Here is an 18421-nt window from a genome sequence, read left to right as displayed (position 1 = left end):
GCTTGTGGGGCCGGGGAGTTGAGGAGGGGTTGGCGCGCGAGGCGGCCGGCGGAAGCGGGTGGCCCGGCGACGGCGGCGGTACGGGACCGCCGCGCGCGTACGACGGCCTCAGCGGCGCAGCAGCACCCGGCTGGTGGCGCGGCGGGTGGCGCGGGCCAGACGGGCCGTGGGGCGCTGCGACAGCGGGGCCGGGCCCGAGCGCTCCCGCCACCAGCCGCGCAGCCGGCGCCGGGTCTCCGCGTCCTCGGGGCGACCCGCGAGGAGCAGGTGCTCGGCGAAGTCGAGGGCGTCGCGCCGATAGCCGCCGGTCATCGGATGCCCCTGCGCATACGCGAGAAACGCCGGCCTGTACCCGTCCGCCAGGATCTCCGGCAACTCCGGGGCCACCTTAGCCACGACATCCGCCCGCTTGGCGGCAAGCGCCCGCGCCTGCACCCCGAGCCGCACCCGGTCGAACCCCTCGGGCACGGGGGTCCCCGCGACGAGCGCGGACAGCAGGGCGGCTTGGGCGAGGGCGAGGCGCTGGCGGGCGGGAGCGGGGGCGTGGGCGAGGGTGGTCGCGGCGGTTCCGGCTGCGTGCTCGGCGGCGGTCTCGGTGAGCGGCGCGGCTTTGCCGGTGGCCTCAGGTGCGCGTCCCGGAGTGTGCGCGGTCTGCGCGCCGGTTGCGGGTGTCCCGGCCGGGGCGTGCGCGCCGACCTGCCGCGCCATGGCCGCGGCGCTCGCGGGCGCCGCCGAGGGCCGCCCGTACGCCGTCCGCGAGCCCTCTCCGGACGCCCCCGCCGCCTCCAGTACCCCCCGAATCGCCCCCAACTCCCGCTCCAGCTCCCCCGGTTCGGGGAAGTTCTCGTCGCGCTCGAGGAGGACCCCCGGTGGGGTCACTCGGGAGGCGAGGTCGGCGAGGATGTCGAGGACGGGCTGGGGGACGGGGTGGGCGTGGCTGTCGTGCCAGACGCCGTCGCGTTCGAAGCCGCCGGCGACGTGGACGTAGGCGATGGCTTCGAGGGGGAGTTCGTCGAGGGCCTTGGCGGGGTCCTCGCCCCGGTTGACGTGGTTCGTGTGGAGGTTGGCGACGTCGATGAGGAGGCGTACGCCGGTGCGGTCGGCCAGGTCGTAGAGGAACTGGCCCTCCGTCATCTCCTCACCGGGCCAGGAGATCAGTGCGGCGATGTTCTCCACCGAGAGGGGGACGGGCAGGGCGTCCTGCGCGATACGCACGTTCTCGCACAGGACGTCGAGGGCGTCCCGGGTACGGGGGACCGGCAGCAGGTGCCCGGCCTCCAGCAGCGGCGACGCGGTCAACGGCCCGCCCGCCCGTACGAACGCGATGTGCTCGGTGACGAGCGGCGAGCCCAGCGCCTCCGCGCGCTCGGCGAGCGCGGTGAGCCGCGCCTCGTCGGGCCGGTCCGCGCCGCCGAGGCCCAGTGAGACCCCGTGCGGCACCACGGTGACCCCACGCTCACGCAGCCGCAGCAGCGACTCGGGGACATGCCCGGAGCATACGTTCTCGGCCACGGCCTCGACCCAGTCGATGCCGGGCATGCGTTCCACGGCCTCGGCTATCTCCGGCCGCCACCCGATTCCCGTCCCCAGCCGCCTCAGCCGCCTCATGGCCCCTCCTCCGTCGTCCGTCACGAACCTCGACCAGACCCTGTGTGTCGTCTCCTTACGACGGACCTGTGTTCCGGTGTGACGGAGTCATGGCCCCCGGGCCCGGCGCCGAACCCATCGGAGGGGACGTTCAGAGCAATATTTGAGGTTCGGGGCGGCAGCGTTGCTTCAGCACGTTGTCCGGGCCCGCGGGCCCCGCGTGCGAAGCGTGACGCGGCCGGTCAGGAACGCAGCGCCGGGTGATCCGCCACCACCGTGCACGACCCCGGCGCGATCTCCGTGAAGCCCGCGTCGCGCACCAGCGGCAGCCCGGAAGCGGTGAGTTCACGCCAGCGGGCCGGGTCGGCGGTGCGCACGGTGAGCGCGAATCCGCTGTCGCGCCAGGCCGCGCGCTCCTCGTCGGACAGCTCCCACCAGGCCAGCTGGGCGCCGTGGCCCGCCTGCGCCATGGTCTTGCCGGCCGACATGCCGAGGTCGGGGTTGAGCCACAGGACGGGAGCGGAGAGATCGGCGTCCACCGGCGGCTCCGGGTCCTCCAGGTCCGTGCCGGAGACCTGGAGCCGGGCCAGGTCCTTGGGCCAGCCGTCCAACGGGACCGGCGGGAAGACGCGCACCTCGGCGGACTTCCCGGTCACCGTGATGCCGGGCAGCGCCTCGGCCCGCCGCCACTCGGCGCCGCGCGCCCGCCGGACGACCTTGCGGATCCGCGCGTCCTGCCAGTCCCGCATCGCCTGCGCCCATTCACCGTCCCCGAGGGACCGCTCGTCGCCGAGGATGCTCAGCACAGCGCGGGCCGCGGTCTCCAGCGCGTCGGTACGCGCCGGGGGAGCGGCCCTCTCGATGCGTGCGACCAGAGGCAGCACGAACTGTGGTGCTTCGTCGCGCTCGGTGCGCTCGGAACGGAAAGGGCTGTCGTCGGCGGGGGTCGGGTCGCTGCTCACGCACCCCAGTCTGCCAGGCGGAAGATCCGTTCCTCCGGCGAGCGCCCGCCCGGTCCGGTCTTCCGCGGGCGCCCGTTCCGAGGGCAGCAGCCAGAAGGCCGCCGTCGCCCGGACCCCGCCCGCCGAGCCGAGCCGGAGCAGCCCGAAGGGCCGCGTGCCGCTCAGCCCGAGCAGGCGGTGCGCTCAGCCTCCTGCCACTCGCAGACCGGGCACAGCGTGATCCCCTTGTACGACTCCGGGTACTCGGTGGGCTCCCGGCACAGCACGCACTCGGCGTACGGTGGCCCGTCAGCCCGGGGCGGCCTGGTCGCGTCGATCGTGCAGTAGTCGTCGCTCATACCTCCAGGGTACGAGGCTCGGTGGGCGTACGAGGCTCGGTGGGCGTACGAGGCTCACCGTCGGCGTACGAGGCTCACCGCCGGCCGGCGGCTGCCCCGATCAGTTCGGACACCTTCACGAACCGGTACCCCTGTTCGCGCAGCTCGGGAACGATCGTCAGCAGCGCCGGCTCGGTCGCCGGGGCCGCGCTCCGCGTGCAGTGCATCACGACGACGGACCCCGGCCGCACGCCCTCGATGACCTGCCGCGCCACAGCATCGGAATCCGTCGCGAACGCGTCCCCGCTCACCACGTCCCACTGCACGGCGGTCACCCCGACCCCGCTCAGCATGCGCAGCGCCCGCTGGTCGTAACACCCACCGGGGAAGCGGAAGTACGGCATGGCATGGGGCAGGCCCGCCTTCTTGAAGGAGGCGTACGCCCGCTCCACGTCCGCCTGCATCTTGTCCTCGGGCAGGGTCGGCAGCCCGTAGCAGTCGTCCGTGAAGGCGTAGTGGCTGTACGAGTGGTTGGCGACCTCGAACAGCGGGTCCCGCCCGATGTCCCTGGCCTGCCGCGGATACTCGTCGACCCACCGCCCTGTCATGAACACGGTCGCGGGCACCTTGAACTCGCGCAGCGTGGCGATCAGTCGCGGATTGTCGAAGTGCTCCCCATCGGCCGCCCGCTCCCCCTGATCCGCGGTCATGTCCGCGTCGAACGTCAGCGCGACCACCTTGTCCGGAGTCCGCGGACCGTTCTTGAAGACGGGGGTCAGTCCGGCGGGACCGGGTGCGAGCGTCGGGGGGTGGGACGGCGTGGCACTGGACGAGGCGGGATGCGCCGGGCGGGCGGCGCGCGGGGTGCCGGGTGCACCGCAGGCGGCGAGGGCGGCCCCCAGGGTGGCAAGGGCGCAGGTCGCGATGAATCGTCGTACAGGAGTGATCACCTGATGACGATATGCAGATAAATCAGATGATCCGACCCTTATGGGCGCATGCCGGGCGGATACGGCCCCGATCTCACCCGCCTGGAGCTGGCTGACCTGCTGCGGTGTGCGCGGACGAGTGGTGCACACCCATTCGACCGGTGTGTGCGTGGTGCCCAACTCCGAGAGGTGGAGGGGGAGTTCGCGGCAGCTGTCGACGGGTGTCAAGTCCTCACCGGTGGACGGGAGTTGTGTGCGGCACCCGGGCTCATCTGGGGCGTTTATGACGCATGTGGAGCACTTGACTTCTGTGTGTGCATATGTCTAGGTTAGGTACGGATTGAACGAAATCTCCGTCTTTTGCCTGGTGAGAGACGAACATCTCAACATTCCGAGCGACGACCGCCCGGTCGTTGACAGTCCCGACGGGCGGAATCCCGCCGCGGGGTGTGCCGTGCGAATATCGGCAGCCCGGGTGGGCCCGATGCCGCGCAGTCAGCGCGTGAGTCGACAGACGGAAGCTCCCGTCACCTTCAAGGCCGATGTACCGGACCCCCCTCATGAATGCCCTACGGGCTCATGAACGCGATACGGGGTCCGGCCCCGTCGACGCCCCCGGGAAAGGGAAAGCATCATGCGGGCAACGACATCCAGGATCCTCAGGCTGGTCGGCAGCCTCTTCGCTGCTCTGGCTCTGGCCTTCGGCGGAGCCGGCATAGCCAGCGCCGCCAACTCATACGACTCGCATCGATCCGATCGCGACTACTGCGACGGTCGCTGGGGCGGATACGACTGGGGCTACTGCGGCTACGGCCACGGTCACCACGGCAACGGCTACGACAACGACCGCGGTGACCACGACAACGGGCGCGGTGACCACGACAACGGCCGCGGTGGCAATGGTCATGGCAATGGCAATGGCAATGGCCACGGCGGTGGCGGTCACGGCGACGGTGGCGGTAACGGTGGCGGCGGTCACGGCGGTGGCGGCGGCAACGGTGGCGGCGGTCACGGCGGTGGCGGCGGCAACGGTGGCGGCGGTCACGGCGGTGGCGGCGGCAACGGCGGCGGTGGCGGCGGTAACGGTGGCGGTGGCGGTGGCGGCGGCCACTGATGCCTGAACCAATGACCGCGCATCGGCTCGTTACAGCCGGTTGAGCCTTCGCAGGTGGCCCCGCGCAGCGACAGCTGCGCGGGGCCACCTGTCATGTCGGGCCGGAACCCTGCACGTATGTCGGGGCATGTATGCCGGGCCGGAACCCTGCGCGTCACTTGCCGGGCTCGTCGGGCTCATCGGGCTCGTCGAGTTCGTCGAGTTCGTCGAGCGGGATGTGCTCATGGGGCTCGTCGGGCTCGCGCTCGTCGAGCGGGATGTGTCCATCGGGCTCGTCGAGCGGGACATGTCCATCGGGTCGCGGGGGTGTCGACGGCTCGGTCGCCGCAGGCGGCGCTTGCCCGGCCTGTGCCCGCTCCAGGAACCGCAGCAGCTCCACAGGGAAGGGCAGGACGAGCGTGGAGTTCTTCTCGGCCGCGACCGCCACCACCGTCTGCAGCAGTCGCAGTTGCAGCGCGGCGGGCTGCTGGGACATGACACCTGCGGCTTGCGCGAGCTTCTTCGACGCCTGCAGTTCCGCGTCCGCGTTGATCACCCGGGCCCGCCGCTCCCGGTCGGCCTCGGCCTGCCGGGCCATCGACCGCTTCATCGTCTCCGGCAGCGACACGTCCTTGATCTCGACGCGGTCGATCTGCACACCCCAGCCGATCGCCGGGCTGTCGATCATCAGCTCCAGGCCCTGGTTGAGCTTCTCGCGGTTGGACAACAGATCGTCGAGATCGCTCTTGCCGATGATCGAGCGCAAGGACGTCTGCGCCATCTGCGAGACCGCGAAACGGTAGTCCTCGACCTGAATGACCGCGTCGGCCGCGTTGACCACCTTGAAGTAGACGACCGCGTCGACCCGGACCGTGACGTTGTCCCGGGTGATGCCCTCCTGGGCGGGCACCGGCATCGTCACGATCTGCATGTTGACTTTGTTCATCCGGTCGATGACGGGGAGGATCATGGTGAATCCCGGCGGCCGCACGTCACCGAGCAGACGCCCCAGCCGGAAGACCACACCGCGTTCGTACTGCTTGACGACCCGGGCCGCCGCCGACAGGTAGACCAGACCGGCCGAACCGACCCCTACCGCCGCGACGACAAGTTCCTCGACCATGACGACTCCCTTCGAGCCGTCCAGTATGACTTGTATGTCCACTTTACGTCGTAGGGCTGGGCCTACCGCACGGCAGGCCCAGCCCCTACGGGTCTCGGCGGGTTACGACCCCGAGGTGACCTTCACCGGCTCGATCCCGGTCGCACGGTGCCGCGCCGACCAGTTCTCCAGCGCACTCCGGCACACGTGGTCCAGGTGGTGCAGGCCGGAGAGGTCCAGTTCGACGGGTGGGCGGCGGGGCTCCCCGTCGCCGACCGCGGCGAGCGCCGCCGGCACCGCACGCAGGCGCCGCGGCAGCCGCTGCCACAGGACGAGCACGGCGACGGTGCCCGCGCCGAGCCCCAGCGATGCCAGGGCCTCGGTGCTTCCCGCCGCGTCGACGAGCGCCTGAGGCAGCCCGGCGAGCTTGTCGAGTCCGGACGCCGGTGCCTCGAGGCCCGCCATCGCGTAGAGCTGGCCCGCGATCAGCACGAGCCCGATCCCGGCCAGCATGCCCTCGACGACGGCCACGGATATCGCGCGGAAGTAGCGCCCCAGCTTCAGGGCGCCCATGAGGAGCTGGAGCAGACCCGTGGCGAGCACGATGACTCCGAGGACGGCAAGCCCGAACTCCCGTACGGCCTCGAAGACCAGCACGGTCAGCCCGGCGGCCGGTCCCGACACCTGCAGGCTGCTGCCGCGCATCAGCCCGGTGACGATACCGCCCACGATGCCGGTGACCAGGCCGAGTTCGGCCGGTACATCGGAGGCGACCGCGACGCCCACGCACAGCGGTAGGGCGACGAGGAACAGGACGATCGACGCCGCGAAGTCCTGCCGAGCGTAAGGGAGTTTCATTGCGGAGAGTTTCGTTGTGGAGAGTTTCGTGGCGGAGAGTCTCATCGCCCGGCTCACAGCGCTTCGAAGGAGTCGGTTTCCGGCCGGTGCGCGCGTACGGCACCGTGTGGACCTCGTAGTACCAGACGTGCAGGCGCAGTTGACCTGCCGTCAGGGCTCGCTGCACACACGGGTATTCACGAAGCCTGAGCAACTGCGCGAGCACGTGGTTCTGTACGGCGGAGGCGACGGCGGGGTCGTCGTCCGGTGTGTCGGACGGGGGTTCGGCCTGCGCGAGCCAGTCGCGTACGGCCGGTACGGCGGTCAGGTCCTCGCCGCGCACCATCGCGCCCACGGCGCCGCAGTGCGAGTGGCCGCAGACCACGATCTCGGAGACGCCGAGCACGTCGACGGCGTACTCGATGGTGGCCGCCTCGCTGGTGGGGTGCTCGGAGGCGTACGGGGGAACGATACTGCCCGCGGTGCGCAGCTCGAAGAGCTCGCCCGGGCGGGCGCCGGTGATCAGGGCCGGGACGACCCGGGAATCGGAGCAGGTGATGCTGTGTTTTTCTGGGGGATACCGCCAGACCCCCGGGACCTGCGGAGACTGGCCTTCGGCCAGTTTGGCGAACTCCTCAGGCGATGGCTTGTTCTGGCCCTTGACCAGGGAGGGGTGAGGGGTCAGGCGGGCTCGACGAGTCCCTTGGCGTCCCGCGCCAGCGCCGTGAGCCGGGATATCGCGCGGAAGTACTTCTTGCGGTAACCGCCCTTCAGCATCTCCTCGCTGAAGAGCTGGTCGAAGGGCAGTCCGGAGGCGAGGACCGGTACCTCGCGGTCGTACAGGCGGTCGGCGAGCACGACGAGCCGCAGCGCCGTCGACTGGTCCGGGACCGGCCGGACATCGGTGAGGCAGACGGCCCTGACGCCGTCCGTCATGGCGCCGTACCGGCTGGGGTGGACACGCGCCAGATGGTCGAGCAGATGCGGGAAGTCATCGAGGGACGCGCCGCTGGTGGCGTACGCCGCCTTCGTGACCTGCTCGTCGGAGAACGGCGCCGGGGCCTCGGGCAGCCCGCGGTGGCGGTAGTCCTCGCCGTCGATGCGCAGGGGCCGGAAGTGCGCGGACAGTCCCTGGATCTCGCGCAGGAAGTCGGCCGCCGCGAACCGGCCCTCGCCGAGCTTGCCCGGCAGCGTGTTCGAGGTGGCGGCGAGCGCGACGCCCGCGTCGACCAGCTTGCCGAGCAGGGTGGAGACGAGGACGGTGTCGCCCGGGTCGTCCAGTTCGAACTCGTCGATGCACAGCAGCCGGTGGTCGGACAGCGTATGCACGGTCTTCTGGAAGCCGAGCGCGCCGACCAGGTTCGTCAGCTCCACGAAGGTGCCGAACGCCTTGAGCGCGGGCTCGGCCGGGGTCGCGTGCCACAGGGAGGCCAGCAGGTGGGTCTTGCCGACGCCGTAGCCACCGTCGAGGTAGACGCCCCGGGGGCCGGCGGGGGTCTTCGGGGCCTTGCCGAAGCCGAACAGCCGGCGCCCGCCCGTCTCCCACCACCGCCCTTCCAAGGAAGCGCTTCGCGCCCTCTTTTTTCCGCCGCCGACCGCGTGCGCCCCGCCCAGACCGCCGGCGAAGCCTTCGAGGATCCGTACGGCCTCGGTCTGGCTGGGCTGCTGCGGATCCGGGATGTACGTGGCGAAGCGGACCGAGTCGAAGCGCGGCGGCGGCACCATCTCGGCCACGAGCCGGTCGGCGGGGACGTGCGGCACGCGGGCGCACAGGGACAGCGGGGCCGCTTCGGCTATCGGGTCGAACCCGGAGGCGGTGGAGGAGGGCGACACAGTTCCCCACTCTAAGGGCCGTGCCACACTGCACGACATGCGACGCCTGTTCCCTGTGACCTACGAAACAGCAGCCCAGGCCCCGGGTGGGCCCCCTGAGGCGGGTGGGGCGGACAGCGAAGGCGTGTCCCCCGGGACGTCTTCCGGGGCGGATGTGACGGACCGGGAGTGGGGGCTCGGTGAGCTGGCGGAGGCGTACGCCTACCCCGAGGTCAGCGAGCCCTGGCTGCGCGCCAACATGGTTTCCACGCTCGACGGCGCCGCCCAGCACGAGGGGCGCTCGCAGCCGATCTCCGGCGCCACCGACATGCGGGTCTTCGGGGTGCTGAGGGGCCTCGCCGACGTCGTGGTCGTCGGCGCGGAAACGGTACGCCAGGAGGGTTACCGTCCGGCACGCGCGCGTGAGGCCTTCGTGGCGCTCCGGGAAGCCGCCGGACAGGGCCCCGCGCCCGCCATCGCCGTGGTGACGGCGAGCCTCGACCTGGACTTCTCGCTTCCGCTCTTCGCCTCGCCCCTGGTGCCCACGCTGGTGCTGACGGGAGCCGCGGCGCCCCCGGACCGGATCGCGGCGGCCGAGAAGGCGGGCGCCCAGGTGGTGATCGCCGGGGACGGCAGCGGGGTGGACCCCGCCCGCGCCGTACGGGCCCTCGGCGAGCGCGGGCTCACCCGGCTGCTGACCGAGGGCGGGCCCCGGCTGCTCGGCCAGTTCGTCGCGGCCGGCGTGCTCGACGAGCTCTGCCTGACCGTGTCGCCGATGCTCACCGCGGGCGACGCGCAGCGCATCGCCTCAGGGCCCTCGATCGCGGTCCCCCAGCGATTCGAACTCGTGTCCCTGCTGGAGGAGGCCGGGTTCCTCTACACCCGATACCGTCGGTCCTGACGAGTTGGCGGAATGTCCCGTTCCGTTTAGCTTCCGGCGGGCACACTAAATCTCGCAGACCCCGTGCGGTTACGGGGCAGGATGGTTTCCGCAGGGGGCCTGGGAACGGCCCACGGAGGAGAAGGGCGCCTGTCGTGTTCACAAGCGTATTGATGATCGAGAAGGCCCTGACGTCCGCCGACGTGGAGTTCGTCACCACCTTGCACGGCGACGAGGAGGTCGCCTTTCACGTGCTCCTCCAGCCCCGGGGCGACCAGGCCGACCGGCTGCTGCGGGCCATCGACGACGTGGCGCTCGGCGAGCTGGACGAGGCGGCGCACGAACGGGAGACCCCGGAGGGCGAGGAGGCGGCCGGACAGGGACAGCAGGCCCTCGATGTGTCGCTGGTGGCCCTGCGCGCGGCCGGCAGCCAGGCCGAGGGCCGGCTCATCGAGGACCACCCGCTGGACGCCCTCAAGAGACTGGTCGACGAGAGCGACGCCGACGAGGTCATCGTGCTGACCGACCCCCACTACGTGGAGGAGTTCTTCCACCGCGACTGGGCCTCCAGAGCGCGGCACAAGGTGGGGGTACCGGTGCTGAAGCTCTTCTCGCACAGCAAGGCGTGAGCGCGTGAGCGCTGCCGCTGGGCTGGGCGGTGGGCGCCGTTGGGGTTGTGGTGGGCATGCTGCGGGGCTGCGGGGCGCGGGGTGCACGTACGTGTGGCTGGTCGCGACCGCGCGGTGGAGCCGCGCAGGGCACGGCCATGCGCGGCGGGCCCGCGTCTTGGGGGGCTTTCGTCGCAGCCCCGCACCCCTCGTGGGGCGCTTCCGTCGCAGACGCGCACCTCCCGGGGGCGCTTTCGTCGCCGCCCGTGCGCCTTGATGGCGCGTCCGTCGGCGTCCCCTGTGAGGTCGTCGGCGTCCCTTGTGAGGTGCTGCCCGCCGTACGCAATAGTCTGGGGGCGCGTTCTCTTCGGGGGGCGCGCTCACCTTCGTACCGGATCTTGGGGAGATACACGCATGGCACCCGGCCTTCCTACCGCCATGGACCGACCGCACTTCATCGGCATCGGCGGCGCCGGAATGTCGGGCATCGCGAAGATCCTCGCGCAGCGCGGGGCCAAGGTCGCGGGCAGCGACGCGAAGGAGTCCGCGACCGCCGAGGCCCTGCGCGCGCTGGGCGTGACGGTGCACATCGGCCACGCGGCCGACCACCTGGCGTCCGACGCCACCTGCGTCGTGGTCTCCTCCGCGATCCGCGCGGACAACCCGGAGCTGGCCCGCGCCGCGGAACTCGGCATCCCGGTGGTCCACCGTTCGGACGCCCTCGCCCGGCTGATGGACGACCTGCGCCCGATCGCGGTGGCGGGCACGCACGGCAAGACGACCACGACATCGATGCTGGCGGTGTCCCTGTCCTCGCTGGGCCTGTCCCCCTCGTACGCGATCGGCGGCGACCTCGACGCCCCCGGCTCGAACGCCCGGCACGGCGACGGTGACATCTTCGTCGCCGAGGCGGACGAATCGGACCGCAGCTTCCACAAGTACGCGCCCGAGGTGGCGATCGTGCTGAACGTGGAGCTGGACCACCACGCAAACTACGCGTCCATGGACGAGATCTACGAGTCCTTCGAGACGTTCGTGGACCGCATCACCGAGGGCGGCACCCTGGTGATCTCGGCGGACCACGAGGGCGCGCGCGAGCTGACGCGCCGGGTCACGGCCTGTGACGTCCGCGTGGTGACGTACGGCGAAGCGGCGGACGCGGACGTCCGGGTGCTCTCCGTGGTCCCGCAGGGCCTCAAGAGTGAGGTGACGATCCTGCTGGACGGTTCGGAGCTGACCTTCACGGTCTCCGTCCCCGGCCGTCACTACGCGCACAACGCGGTCGCCGCGCTGGCGGCGGGCGTGGCGCTCGGTATCCCGGCGGCCGAGCTGGCCCCCGCGCTCGCCTCCTACACGGGCGTGAAGCGCCGCCTCCAGCTGAAGGGCGAGGAGGCGGGCGTCCAGGTCATCGACTCGTACGCGCACCACCCGACCGAGATGACGGCCGACCTGGAGGCCATGCGCGCGGGTGCCTCCGGCCGCATCCTCGTGGTCTTCCAGCCCCACCTGTTCTCCCGCACCCAGGAGCTGGGCAAGGAGATGGGCGAGGCCCTGTCCCTTGCGGACGCCTCGGTCGTCCTGGACATCTACCCGGCCCGCGAGGACCCGATCCCGGGCGTCACGAGCGAGCTGATCATCGAGGCGGCCCGGGCGGTGGGCGTGGATGTGACGCAGGTCCACGACAAGGCCGAGGTTCCCTCCGTCGTCGCGGGAATGACCAGGCCCGGTGATCTGGTTCTCACTATGGGCGCGGGCGACGTCACGGATCTCGGTCCCGAGATCCTGACCCGCCTGGCGCAGCAGTCGTATCTTTCCTGACTTTCCATTGTGAGGGGTTGAGCTTCATGTCGTACGACATCGAAAAGCCGGATGAGCAGTGGCGCGCGGAGCTGACCCCGGCGGAGTACAAGGTCCTGCGCCAGGCGGGCACGGAGCCGGCGTTCACCGGTGAGTACACGGACACCAAGACCAAGGGTGTCTATTCCTGTCGCGCCTGCGGCGCCGAGCTCTTTACCTCCCAGGAGAAGTTCGAGTCGCACTGCGGCTGGCCGTCCTTCTTCGATCCGAAGGACACCGACGCGGTCGAGCTGATCGAGGACCGTTCGCACGGGATGGTGCGTACCGAGGTGCAGTGCGCGAGGTGCGGTTCCCACCTCGGCCACGTCTTCGAGGGCGAGGGGTTTCCGACGCCCACGGATCAGCGGTACTGCATCAACTCGATCTCGCTGCGTTTGGCTCCGGACGAGGAGTAAGGGGGCGGGACGCCGGGTCCCTGTGGATCCGTCGGCTCACGAAGTTGTCGGGTTCCGCGTCAACACCCTTGCGGAGCCCGGCAGTTACGATCATGCTTCTCCCCGGTCGAGCGTTGTGCACCGATGAGCGGCGATGGTCGGAAGTAGGGGTGACTGCCACGGTGGGTGTGACCGGGGTCGAGGCGGTGGTGCGAGCCGACGCGGCGCTGCTGGAGGCCGATCTGGCGGAGTTCCTCGGCTCGTTGACCGCCGCACCGGCGCACGGAGGCCCTGGGGCGGCGGCGTCGGTGTACGACGCGGCGTTGCGGCGTTCGTTGTACGAGCCGGTCGCCGATGCGGTCGGATCCAAGGTGGGGCAGGAGGCCTTGCCGCCCGCTGCCGGGGCGCCCGGCGGCAACGGGGCGCCGCTGCGTCCGTCGATGGTGTACTGGGCGTACCGCAACTACCGTGGCTTTCCCGACGAGGTCGGGGACCAGGCGTCCTCGGCGGATCTTGCGACGATCCGCCGCGCGGCGGTGGCGGTGCGGATTCTGTTGAAGGCCGCAGTCGCACTCGACGACATCCAGGACGGCAGCGACGTCCGCTACGGCGAGGCCGCGCTCCACGTCACCCATGGCGTACCGCTGGCCCTCAACACCGGTTCCTGGTTGATCACGGCCGCGCTGCGACACGCGGCCGATCCGGACGTTGTGGACGGCCTCGTGCGGTCGATCGCAGACGGCTTCACCGGCCAGGCCGTCGACCTGGCCGCGCGGTCGGCGCGCACCCGCGCCGAGCTGGTGGCCGCGCCCCATGAGGCGCGGGTGGACTTCTGGGAGTCGATGGCCGCGCTCAAGACCGGGACGCTGTTCGGGATGCCGCTCGACGCGGCGGTGGCAGCTCTGCGTGTCGCCGCGGATGAGCGGCGCACGCTGGACGACGCCATGCGCCGGCTCGGGCTGGCGAGCCAGCTGTTCAACGACCTGACCGACATCGTGCCCGAGCTCGGCGGGGCCAACACCCACGAGGACTTCGACGGATTGAGCAACCGCGTCTTCCTGGAACTCCTCGACTCCGCGCCGCCCGCGCTGTGCGCTTCCGGCGAACTGGCCGGCGAGAGGCTGAAGTCGTTCGTCCTCGGCCATCCACGGCTGGAGCAGACGCTCCTGGCGCTCGCCGCCGAGGCGGTCGAACTGAAGCGGGCGGCCAAGGACGCTGTGCACCGCGTGTGCCGCTCCGAGCGCAGCGCGGCGTACTTCGACGTGACGATCGAGCGCAAGGGGCACCTCATCGACCGTCTCCACGAGACGGTCCGGCAGCGGAGCGGCGCGTGACGGCTGTGGTGGCCGAGCGGCTGCGGGCCGGCACCCGGGGCTGGCACGATGCCTTGGAAGCCACCCGGTTCGCCACCGCGATGGCCGACGGGACCCTCCCGCTCGACCGGTACGTCGGGCAGCTCACCGCCTACCGCGTGGTCCTGGAGGCGCTCGAAGGCGAACTGTCGTGCGCCGCAAGCCCGTCCGTCGCCCGGGTCTGGTCGGCGGACCTGGCCAAACTTCCCTTCCTCGAGCGCGACCTGCGGTATTTCGCCGAGTCGGGCATCGCTCCGAAGCCCTGGGCGGCCGACGAGACGGCGGCGTTCGCGCAGGAGATACGCCGCACCGCCGCATCCGCCCCCCAGGACCTGCTCGGCTTCCTGTACGTACTGGAAGGCTCCACGCTCGGCGCCCTGGTACTGCGCCCGTACGTCACCACGGCCTACCGGCTGCGCACCGCGGACGGAGTGGCCTACTACGGCAGCGGCGACCGCGACCGCTGGGCGCGCTTCACGGCCCGCATGAACCAGGCCCTCACCGAACCCGAGGCGCAAGACCGCGTCATCACCGCCGCCCAACGGGCCTACCACCACATCGCGGCGATTACCGAGGCCCTGTCCGTGGGCCTGCCGGCTCCGAACCCGTGAACTTCTTTTTCCCACCCTGAGCTGTGCACCTTTCTCGAGGTCACATACCTACAGGTCGGCTACGAGGAGCCGGTAGCCGGCATCGAGTGTGCCGCGGGCGAGCAGGTCGGCGTGGCGTTCGTACCAGAGGCCGGAGGACAGGTCGTCGGACAGCCGCGCCAGGCCCGGGCGGAGGACCTCCTCGCCGGTCTGGGCGAGCATCGAAATACCGGCCCGTACTTGCGGATCGAGGTAGGCGTCGGGCCGACGCCAGAAAGCGGCGCCGAAACCGTCCGTGCAGTCATGCGGGATCGGTACCGTCTCGATGCGGGCGCCTCCCAGGAGCGCGGCCAGCCGGTCGATGGCGATGGCCCGGGTGTCGTCGAACGTTGCCGCCTCGGGCAGGTAGTCGTGCACCAGCCAGAACCTGCGGAAGGCGACCTGGTCCCAGGTGAGGATCACGACGCGTCGGCGGGCGATCCGGAGTAGTTCTCCGATGCCGGCTTCCAGGTCCGTCCAGTGGTGCACGGTCAGGAGGGCCATCGCCGCGTCGGCCGAGTCGTCAGCGAGTGGGATCGACTCCGCGGAGGCCTGCATGGCCCGCGCAGAGCCCGCCGGACGCTGGGCGATCATCACCGAGCTGGGTTCGACTGCCAGCACGGTTTGCGGCGGCTCGTATGAACCGGCGCCGGCGCCTACATTGATCACCGTTGCAGCATCGCCCAGTGCCTTGTGGATCCGGGCAGCGATCCGGGGATCCGGTCGTCGGGTGGAGCTGTAAGTCCCGCCGATGCTGTCATAGGTCGCCACGAAGGACAGGATGCCCATGTCGCATGCGCGGGATGCGGGATGCGGGATGCGTGATGCGTGATGCGGGGGCTGGTCGCCGGGGCGGGCGTACGGTGCTGCGCGTACGCCGCGCGGCGTTCACGGTGCGGACGGCATGAGCGCAGCGGCGCCGCACCACGCGGCCCGGCGCCGAGGCCCGGTACCCAACTATCCACCCCGCCTCGGTCATGGCCGGATCCCGGCTGTTGTCAACGTCATGTAAGCGCTCTTATCGTCCTCTTCAGCCGAAGACAGAGGAGACCACCCCGTGCCCCTCCCGCTGTCCGTGCAGCTCTACACGCTGCGAGAAGAGTTGGCCGACGACCGGGACCGCACGCTGCGACGCCTCGCCGGGATCGGATACGGCGCCGTCGAACCGTACCGGCCACAGGACGACCCCGAAGGATTCCGCGCCCTCGCCGACGACCTCGGCCTGACGATATCCGGCGCCCACTGCGGCGCCCTCCTCGACCCCCGAGCCGTCCCGGAGATCTTCGCCGCGGCCAGGATCCTCGGCACCGACCACCTCATCGTCCCCGCCGGAATCCCGCACGAGGACTTCACCACGCGCGAAGGCCTGGCCCGCGCGGCCGGCACCCTCAACCGCCTCGCCGAACAGGCCGCACCGCACGGCCTGCGGATCGGATACCACAACCACTGGTGGGAGCTCGAGCCCCGGATCGAAGGACGGCACGCCCTCGAAGTCCTCGCCGAGCAGCTCGCCCCCGAGGTCTTCCTGGAGATCGACACCTACTGGGCCGCGGTGGGCGGCGCCGACGTCGTCAGCGTGCTGCGGCGGCTCGGCGAGCGCGTCCACGCCCTGCACATCAAGGACGGGCCGGTCCTCAAGGGCGAGCCGCACACCGCCGTCGGCCAGGGCCGGATGCCCGTGCCGCGGATCCTCGCCGCCGCCCCACACGCCCAGCCCGTCGTCGAACTCGACTCCTGTGCCGGCGACATGATGACGGCGCTCGCCGAAAGCCACGCCTACCTCACGTCCCTCGACCCGCTGGAGACGGAATGAGCCTCGGACCCCTGGGCGTCGCGATCGTCGGCGCGGGAGTCATCAGCGACCAGTACCTCACGAACCTCTCCACCTTCCCGGACGTGAAGGTGCTCGGCATCGCCGACATCGATGTCGAACGGGCCCGCGCACAGGCCGCCGCGTACGACGTCCCGGTCGCCGGAGACCTCGACACGGTCCTGGCCCTCCCCGAAGCCGAGATCGTCGTCAACCTCACCGTCCCCGCAGCCCACTACGACGTCGCGAGCGCCGCGCTCAAGGCGGGCAAGCACGTCTACGGTGAGAAGCCGCTCGCCCTGGACCGCGACGAGGGCGAGAAGCTGCTGGCCCAGGCCTCCGACCTCGGGCTGCGGGTGGGGTGCGCGCCCGACACGTTCCTGGGCGCGGGCATCCAGTCCGCCGCGCGGGCCCTCGCCGCCGGTGCCATCGGCGCCCCCGTCTCGGCCATGACCGCGGTCATGAACCGCGGCCCCGAGCTCTGGCACCCCAACCCGGAGTTCTTCTACCAGCCGGGCGCGGGACCGCTGTTCGACCTCGGGCCGTACTACCTCACCACGCTCGTCGCCCTCCTCGGCCCCGCCACCCGCGTGGCCGCCCTGTCCCGGACGGGACGCCGGGAACGCGTCATCGGCTCCGGCCCCAAGGCGGGCACGGCCTTCCCGGTGGACGTGCCCACCCACGTCACCGCCCTGATCGACTTCGAGGACGGGCCCAGCGCGTCGTCGACCTTCAGCTTCGACTCGGCCCTGGGCCGCATCCTCTTCGAGATCACCGGCACCGAGGGCACCCTGGCGGTGCCCGACCCCAACACCTTCGGCGGTCGGCTGCGCGTCAGGGCACCCGGCGAGACGGAATGGCGCGAACTGCCCGTCGATGGGCCGCAGTCGGGGCGCGGCATGGGCGTCCTCGACATGGCCCGGGCGATCCGCGCCGACGGGCCGCACCGGGCGTCGGGCGAACTCGCCCAGCACGTACTGGAGCTGATGACGGCCGTCACCGACTCCGGCGAGCGCACCGCCTTCACGGCCGTCGCCTCCCGGTGCGCCAAGCCTCTGCCGATGCCCGCCTCTTGGGACCCGGCCGCCGCCACGCTGACCTGACGGCGCCCGTACGTCCCTCGTCGCCGTCACGTCAGCGGTGACCTCGGCGACATCGTCGGCCGGCCCAGCGGCAGCGGCAACCCGCTCCGCGTGGATCGACCACACTGGCGAACTCCCCGTCATCGAAGGCACGTTGATCCGCCTGGAGGTCGACCGCCTGCCCTGGCGGCCACGATTCACTCCCCGTCTGGCTGTGGACGTCGGCCACCGGCCTGACTGGCGAGGACGTCGACCTGCGCTGGCAGGCGTTCCTGCGCAGGTTCGACCTGGAGCACAGGTAGTGCATCAACAGCATTTCATCTGCGGCTGACGCCTGGCGAAGGCCGCGTCGGGTTCCGAGTCCGCCCGGGGCAAGCGGGGCGTCCACCCGCTGCGGGCAGGCACCCGTCCCGGTGAAGCCGTTTCGGCTACCCTCGTACTCAAAGACCCTGCTGGGGAGGGTGAGTTGACGGGGAGCACAGGGGCTGTCGAGCCGGGTGGTGGAAGGGTTCGCAGGAGGGATTTGCGGACCAGGGCCTTTCCGGTGCTTGCCACCAGTACGCCGCTCGAGAGGCTGGAGTCGGTTCAGTCGCTGCGTGCCTGGGCCGAGCAGGAAGCCGAGGACGCCATCGAGTGGTACCTCGAGGACAAGCGGCTCAAGCGTCTTGGATCCCGGGTCATCCGCGGCCTGATGATCATACTCGCGACGACCGGCACTCTGATCCCGCTGGTCGGCGCCGCCTCGGATGCGGACATTCAGAGCTGGGGCTATGTCTTCCTGGCCGCGGCCGCGGGCTGCAAGGGTTTCGACTACTTCTTCGGCCTCTCCACGGCCTGGATGCGTGACATAACCGCGGCGCAGGCGCTGCGCGGCGAGGTGAACGCGTTCCGGCTGGCCTGGTCGGCGGAGCTGCTGCGGGATGTCACGGGCGAGCCGGAGCAGGCGGTGATCGAGCGCAGGATGAACCTGATCGGTGGGCTGGTCGGCAGGATCCGGGCCCACCTCGAATCCGAGACCGCGGACTGGACCGCGGAGTTCCGGGCAGGGCTCCAGCAGTTCCAGGAACAGGCCGTGGCGCTGCCGGCGCCGCGGGAAGCCGGTGCGGCAGCGGAGCGCTGACCGCCCGGTCCCGTCGCCCCGTCCCCCAGCCGAATCCGCGTCCCGTCCCCCAGCCGAATCCGCGTCGCGG

Annotated in this window: 17 protein-coding genes and 3 pseudogenes; 11 read left to right on the top strand and 9 right to left on the bottom strand. The window is 71.1% G+C overall.

The window, feature by feature from the left end; translation table 11 throughout:
* Positions 1 to 108: 108 nt before the first annotated feature.
* The 4 genes from C4B68_RS09300 to C4B68_RS09285 all read right to left on the bottom strand — a co-directional run bounded on the left by C4B68_RS09300 (position 109) and on the right by C4B68_RS09285 (position 3816).
* A complete protein-coding gene (locus tag C4B68_RS09300; RefSeq protein ID WP_240634267.1) occupies positions 109 to 1608 on the bottom strand; it encodes an MbnB/TglH/ChrH family RiPP precursor modification enzyme in 1500 nt (499 codons plus the stop codon).
* 221 nt (positions 1609 to 1829) lie between these two features.
* A complete protein-coding gene (locus C4B68_RS09295; RefSeq protein ID WP_167459055.1) occupies positions 1830 to 2549 on the bottom strand; it encodes an aminoacyl-tRNA hydrolase in 720 nt (239 codons plus the stop codon).
* Positions 2550 to 2710: 161 nt separating this feature from the next.
* Positions 2711 to 2887, bottom strand: a complete 177-nt coding sequence (locus tag C4B68_RS09290) for a hypothetical protein (protein WP_104879967.1) — start codon at positions 2885 to 2887, stop codon at positions 2711 to 2713.
* A gap of 74 nt (positions 2888 to 2961) precedes the next feature.
* Positions 2962 to 3816, bottom strand: a complete 855-nt coding sequence (locus tag C4B68_RS09285; protein WP_099498905.1) for a polysaccharide deacetylase family protein — start codon at positions 3814 to 3816, stop codon at positions 2962 to 2964.
* Between the two features lie 613 nt (positions 3817 to 4429).
* On the opposite strand from C4B68_RS09285, the gene C4B68_RS41815 reads away from it, so the two are divergent.
* Complete coding sequence (locus C4B68_RS41815) at positions 4430 to 4909, top strand: hypothetical protein (RefSeq protein ID WP_167458939.1); 480 nt, start codon at positions 4430 to 4432, stop codon at positions 4907 to 4909.
* Between the two features lie 154 nt (positions 4910 to 5063).
* On the opposite strand, the gene C4B68_RS09275 is transcribed toward C4B68_RS41815, so the two are convergent.
* From C4B68_RS09275 to zapE, 4 genes and pseudogenes are all read right to left on the bottom strand, one after another.
* Entirely contained in the window at positions 5064 to 6011 is a 948-nt protein-coding gene (locus tag C4B68_RS09275; RefSeq protein ID WP_240634266.1) for a slipin family protein, read from the bottom strand.
* A 252-nt stretch (positions 6012 to 6263) separates the two neighbouring features.
* Positions 6264 to 6848, bottom strand: a pseudogene (locus C4B68_RS09270) (SulP family inorganic anion transporter); the annotation flags it as partial.
* A 53-nt stretch (positions 6849 to 6901) separates the two neighbouring features.
* Positions 6902 to 7494 (bottom strand): annotated as a pseudogene (locus tag C4B68_RS09265) (carbonic anhydrase).
* A gap of 14 nt (positions 7495 to 7508) precedes the next feature.
* Entirely contained in the window at positions 7509 to 8660 is a 1152-nt protein-coding gene (zapE, locus tag C4B68_RS09260; protein WP_099498904.1) for a cell division protein ZapE, read from the bottom strand.
* 37 nt (positions 8661 to 8697) lie between these two features.
* Between zapE and C4B68_RS09255 the strand changes: the two genes are divergently transcribed.
* The 6 genes from C4B68_RS09255 to C4B68_RS09230 all read left to right on the top strand — a co-directional run bounded on the left by C4B68_RS09255 (position 8698) and on the right by C4B68_RS09230 (position 14321).
* Positions 8698 to 9540, top strand: coding sequence for a pyrimidine reductase family protein (locus C4B68_RS09255; RefSeq protein WP_099499047.1), 843 nt, complete (start codon positions 8698 to 8700; stop codon positions 9538 to 9540).
* 134 nt (positions 9541 to 9674) lie between these two features.
* Positions 9675 to 10148, top strand: a complete 474-nt coding sequence (locus C4B68_RS09250; protein WP_099498903.1) for an indole-3-glycerol phosphate synthase — start codon at positions 9675 to 9677, stop codon at positions 10146 to 10148.
* Between the two features lie 393 nt (positions 10149 to 10541).
* Entirely contained in the window at positions 10542 to 11945 is a 1404-nt protein-coding gene (gene murC / locus C4B68_RS09245) for a UDP-N-acetylmuramate--L-alanine ligase (RefSeq protein WP_099498902.1), read from the top strand.
* Between the two features lie 26 nt (positions 11946 to 11971).
* A complete protein-coding gene (msrB, locus tag C4B68_RS09240; RefSeq protein ID WP_099498901.1) occupies positions 11972 to 12379 on the top strand; it encodes a peptide-methionine (R)-S-oxide reductase MsrB in 408 nt (135 codons plus the stop codon).
* 149 nt (positions 12380 to 12528) lie between these two features.
* Positions 12529 to 13692, top strand: a complete 1164-nt coding sequence (locus C4B68_RS09235) for a class 1 isoprenoid biosynthesis enzyme (RefSeq protein ID WP_240634265.1) — start codon at positions 12529 to 12531, stop codon at positions 13690 to 13692.
* Positions 13689 to 14321: a biliverdin-producing heme oxygenase gene (locus C4B68_RS09230; protein WP_099498899.1), complete on the top strand. Its 633-nt coding sequence runs from the start codon at positions 13689 to 13691 to the stop codon at positions 14319 to 14321. Before C4B68_RS09235 ends, C4B68_RS09230 begins: the two co-directional genes overlap by 4 nt.
* 48 nt (positions 14322 to 14369) lie before the next feature.
* Here the strand turns inward: C4B68_RS09230 and C4B68_RS09225 are convergent, their stop codons facing one another.
* Positions 14370 to 15008, bottom strand: coding sequence for a methyltransferase domain-containing protein (locus C4B68_RS09225; RefSeq protein ID WP_338059733.1), 639 nt, complete (start codon positions 15006 to 15008; stop codon positions 14370 to 14372).
* Positions 15009 to 15396: 388 nt separating this feature from the next.
* Between C4B68_RS09225 and C4B68_RS09220 the strand changes: the two genes are divergently transcribed.
* The 4 genes and pseudogenes from C4B68_RS09220 (at position 15397) to C4B68_RS09205 (ending at position 18351) form a co-directional block, all read left to right on the top strand.
* Positions 15397 to 16152 carry a sugar phosphate isomerase/epimerase family protein gene (locus C4B68_RS09220; RefSeq protein WP_099498898.1) on the top strand — a complete coding sequence of 252 codons (756 nt, stop codon included), beginning with the start codon at positions 15397 to 15399 and terminating at the stop codon, positions 16150 to 16152.
* A complete protein-coding gene (locus C4B68_RS09215; protein ID WP_099498897.1) occupies positions 16149 to 17252 on the top strand; it encodes a Gfo/Idh/MocA family protein in 1104 nt (367 codons plus the stop codon). Before C4B68_RS09220 ends, C4B68_RS09215 begins: the two co-directional genes overlap by 4 nt.
* A gap of 76 nt (positions 17253 to 17328) precedes the next feature.
* Positions 17329 to 17527, top strand: a pseudogene (locus C4B68_RS43115) (NF041680 family putative transposase); the annotation flags it as partial.
* 170 nt (positions 17528 to 17697) lie between these two features.
* Entirely contained in the window at positions 17698 to 18351 is a 654-nt protein-coding gene (locus tag C4B68_RS09205) for an SLATT domain-containing protein (protein ID WP_143674232.1), read from the top strand.
* Positions 18352 to 18421 lie beyond the last annotated feature (70 nt).

Source organism: Streptomyces dengpaensis, from assembly GCF_002946835.1.
Taxonomy (GTDB): Bacteria; Actinomycetota; Actinomycetes; order Streptomycetales; family Streptomycetaceae; genus Streptomyces; species Streptomyces dengpaensis.
The sequence above is the reverse complement of the archived record's forward strand: the minus strand, read 5'-3'. Positions and strand labels throughout refer to the sequence as shown.

Coding starts and splice junctions, on each gene's coding strand:
- C4B68_RS09300 (WP_240634267.1), bottom strand. CDS start 1,608: ATGAGGCGGCTGAGGCGGCTGGGGACGGGAATCGGGTGGCGGCCGGAG.
- C4B68_RS09275 (WP_240634266.1), bottom strand. CDS start 6,011: ATGGTCGAGGAACTTGTCGTCGCGGCGGTAGGGGTCGGTTCGGCCGGT.
- murC (WP_099498902.1), top strand. CDS start 10,542: ATGGCACCCGGCCTTCCTACCGCCATGGACCGACCGCACTTCATCGGC.
- C4B68_RS09290 (WP_104879967.1), bottom strand. CDS start 2,887: ATGAGCGACGACTACTGCACGATCGACGCGACCAGGCCGCCCCGGGCT.
- C4B68_RS09215 (WP_099498897.1), top strand. CDS start 16,149: ATGAGCCTCGGACCCCTGGGCGTCGCGATCGTCGGCGCGGGAGTCATC.
- msrB (WP_099498901.1), top strand. CDS start 11,972: ATGTCGTACGACATCGAAAAGCCGGATGAGCAGTGGCGCGCGGAGCTG.
- C4B68_RS09255 (WP_099499047.1), top strand. CDS start 8,698: ATGCGACGCCTGTTCCCTGTGACCTACGAAACAGCAGCCCAGGCCCCG.
- C4B68_RS41815 (WP_167458939.1), top strand. CDS start 4,430: ATGCGGGCAACGACATCCAGGATCCTCAGGCTGGTCGGCAGCCTCTTC.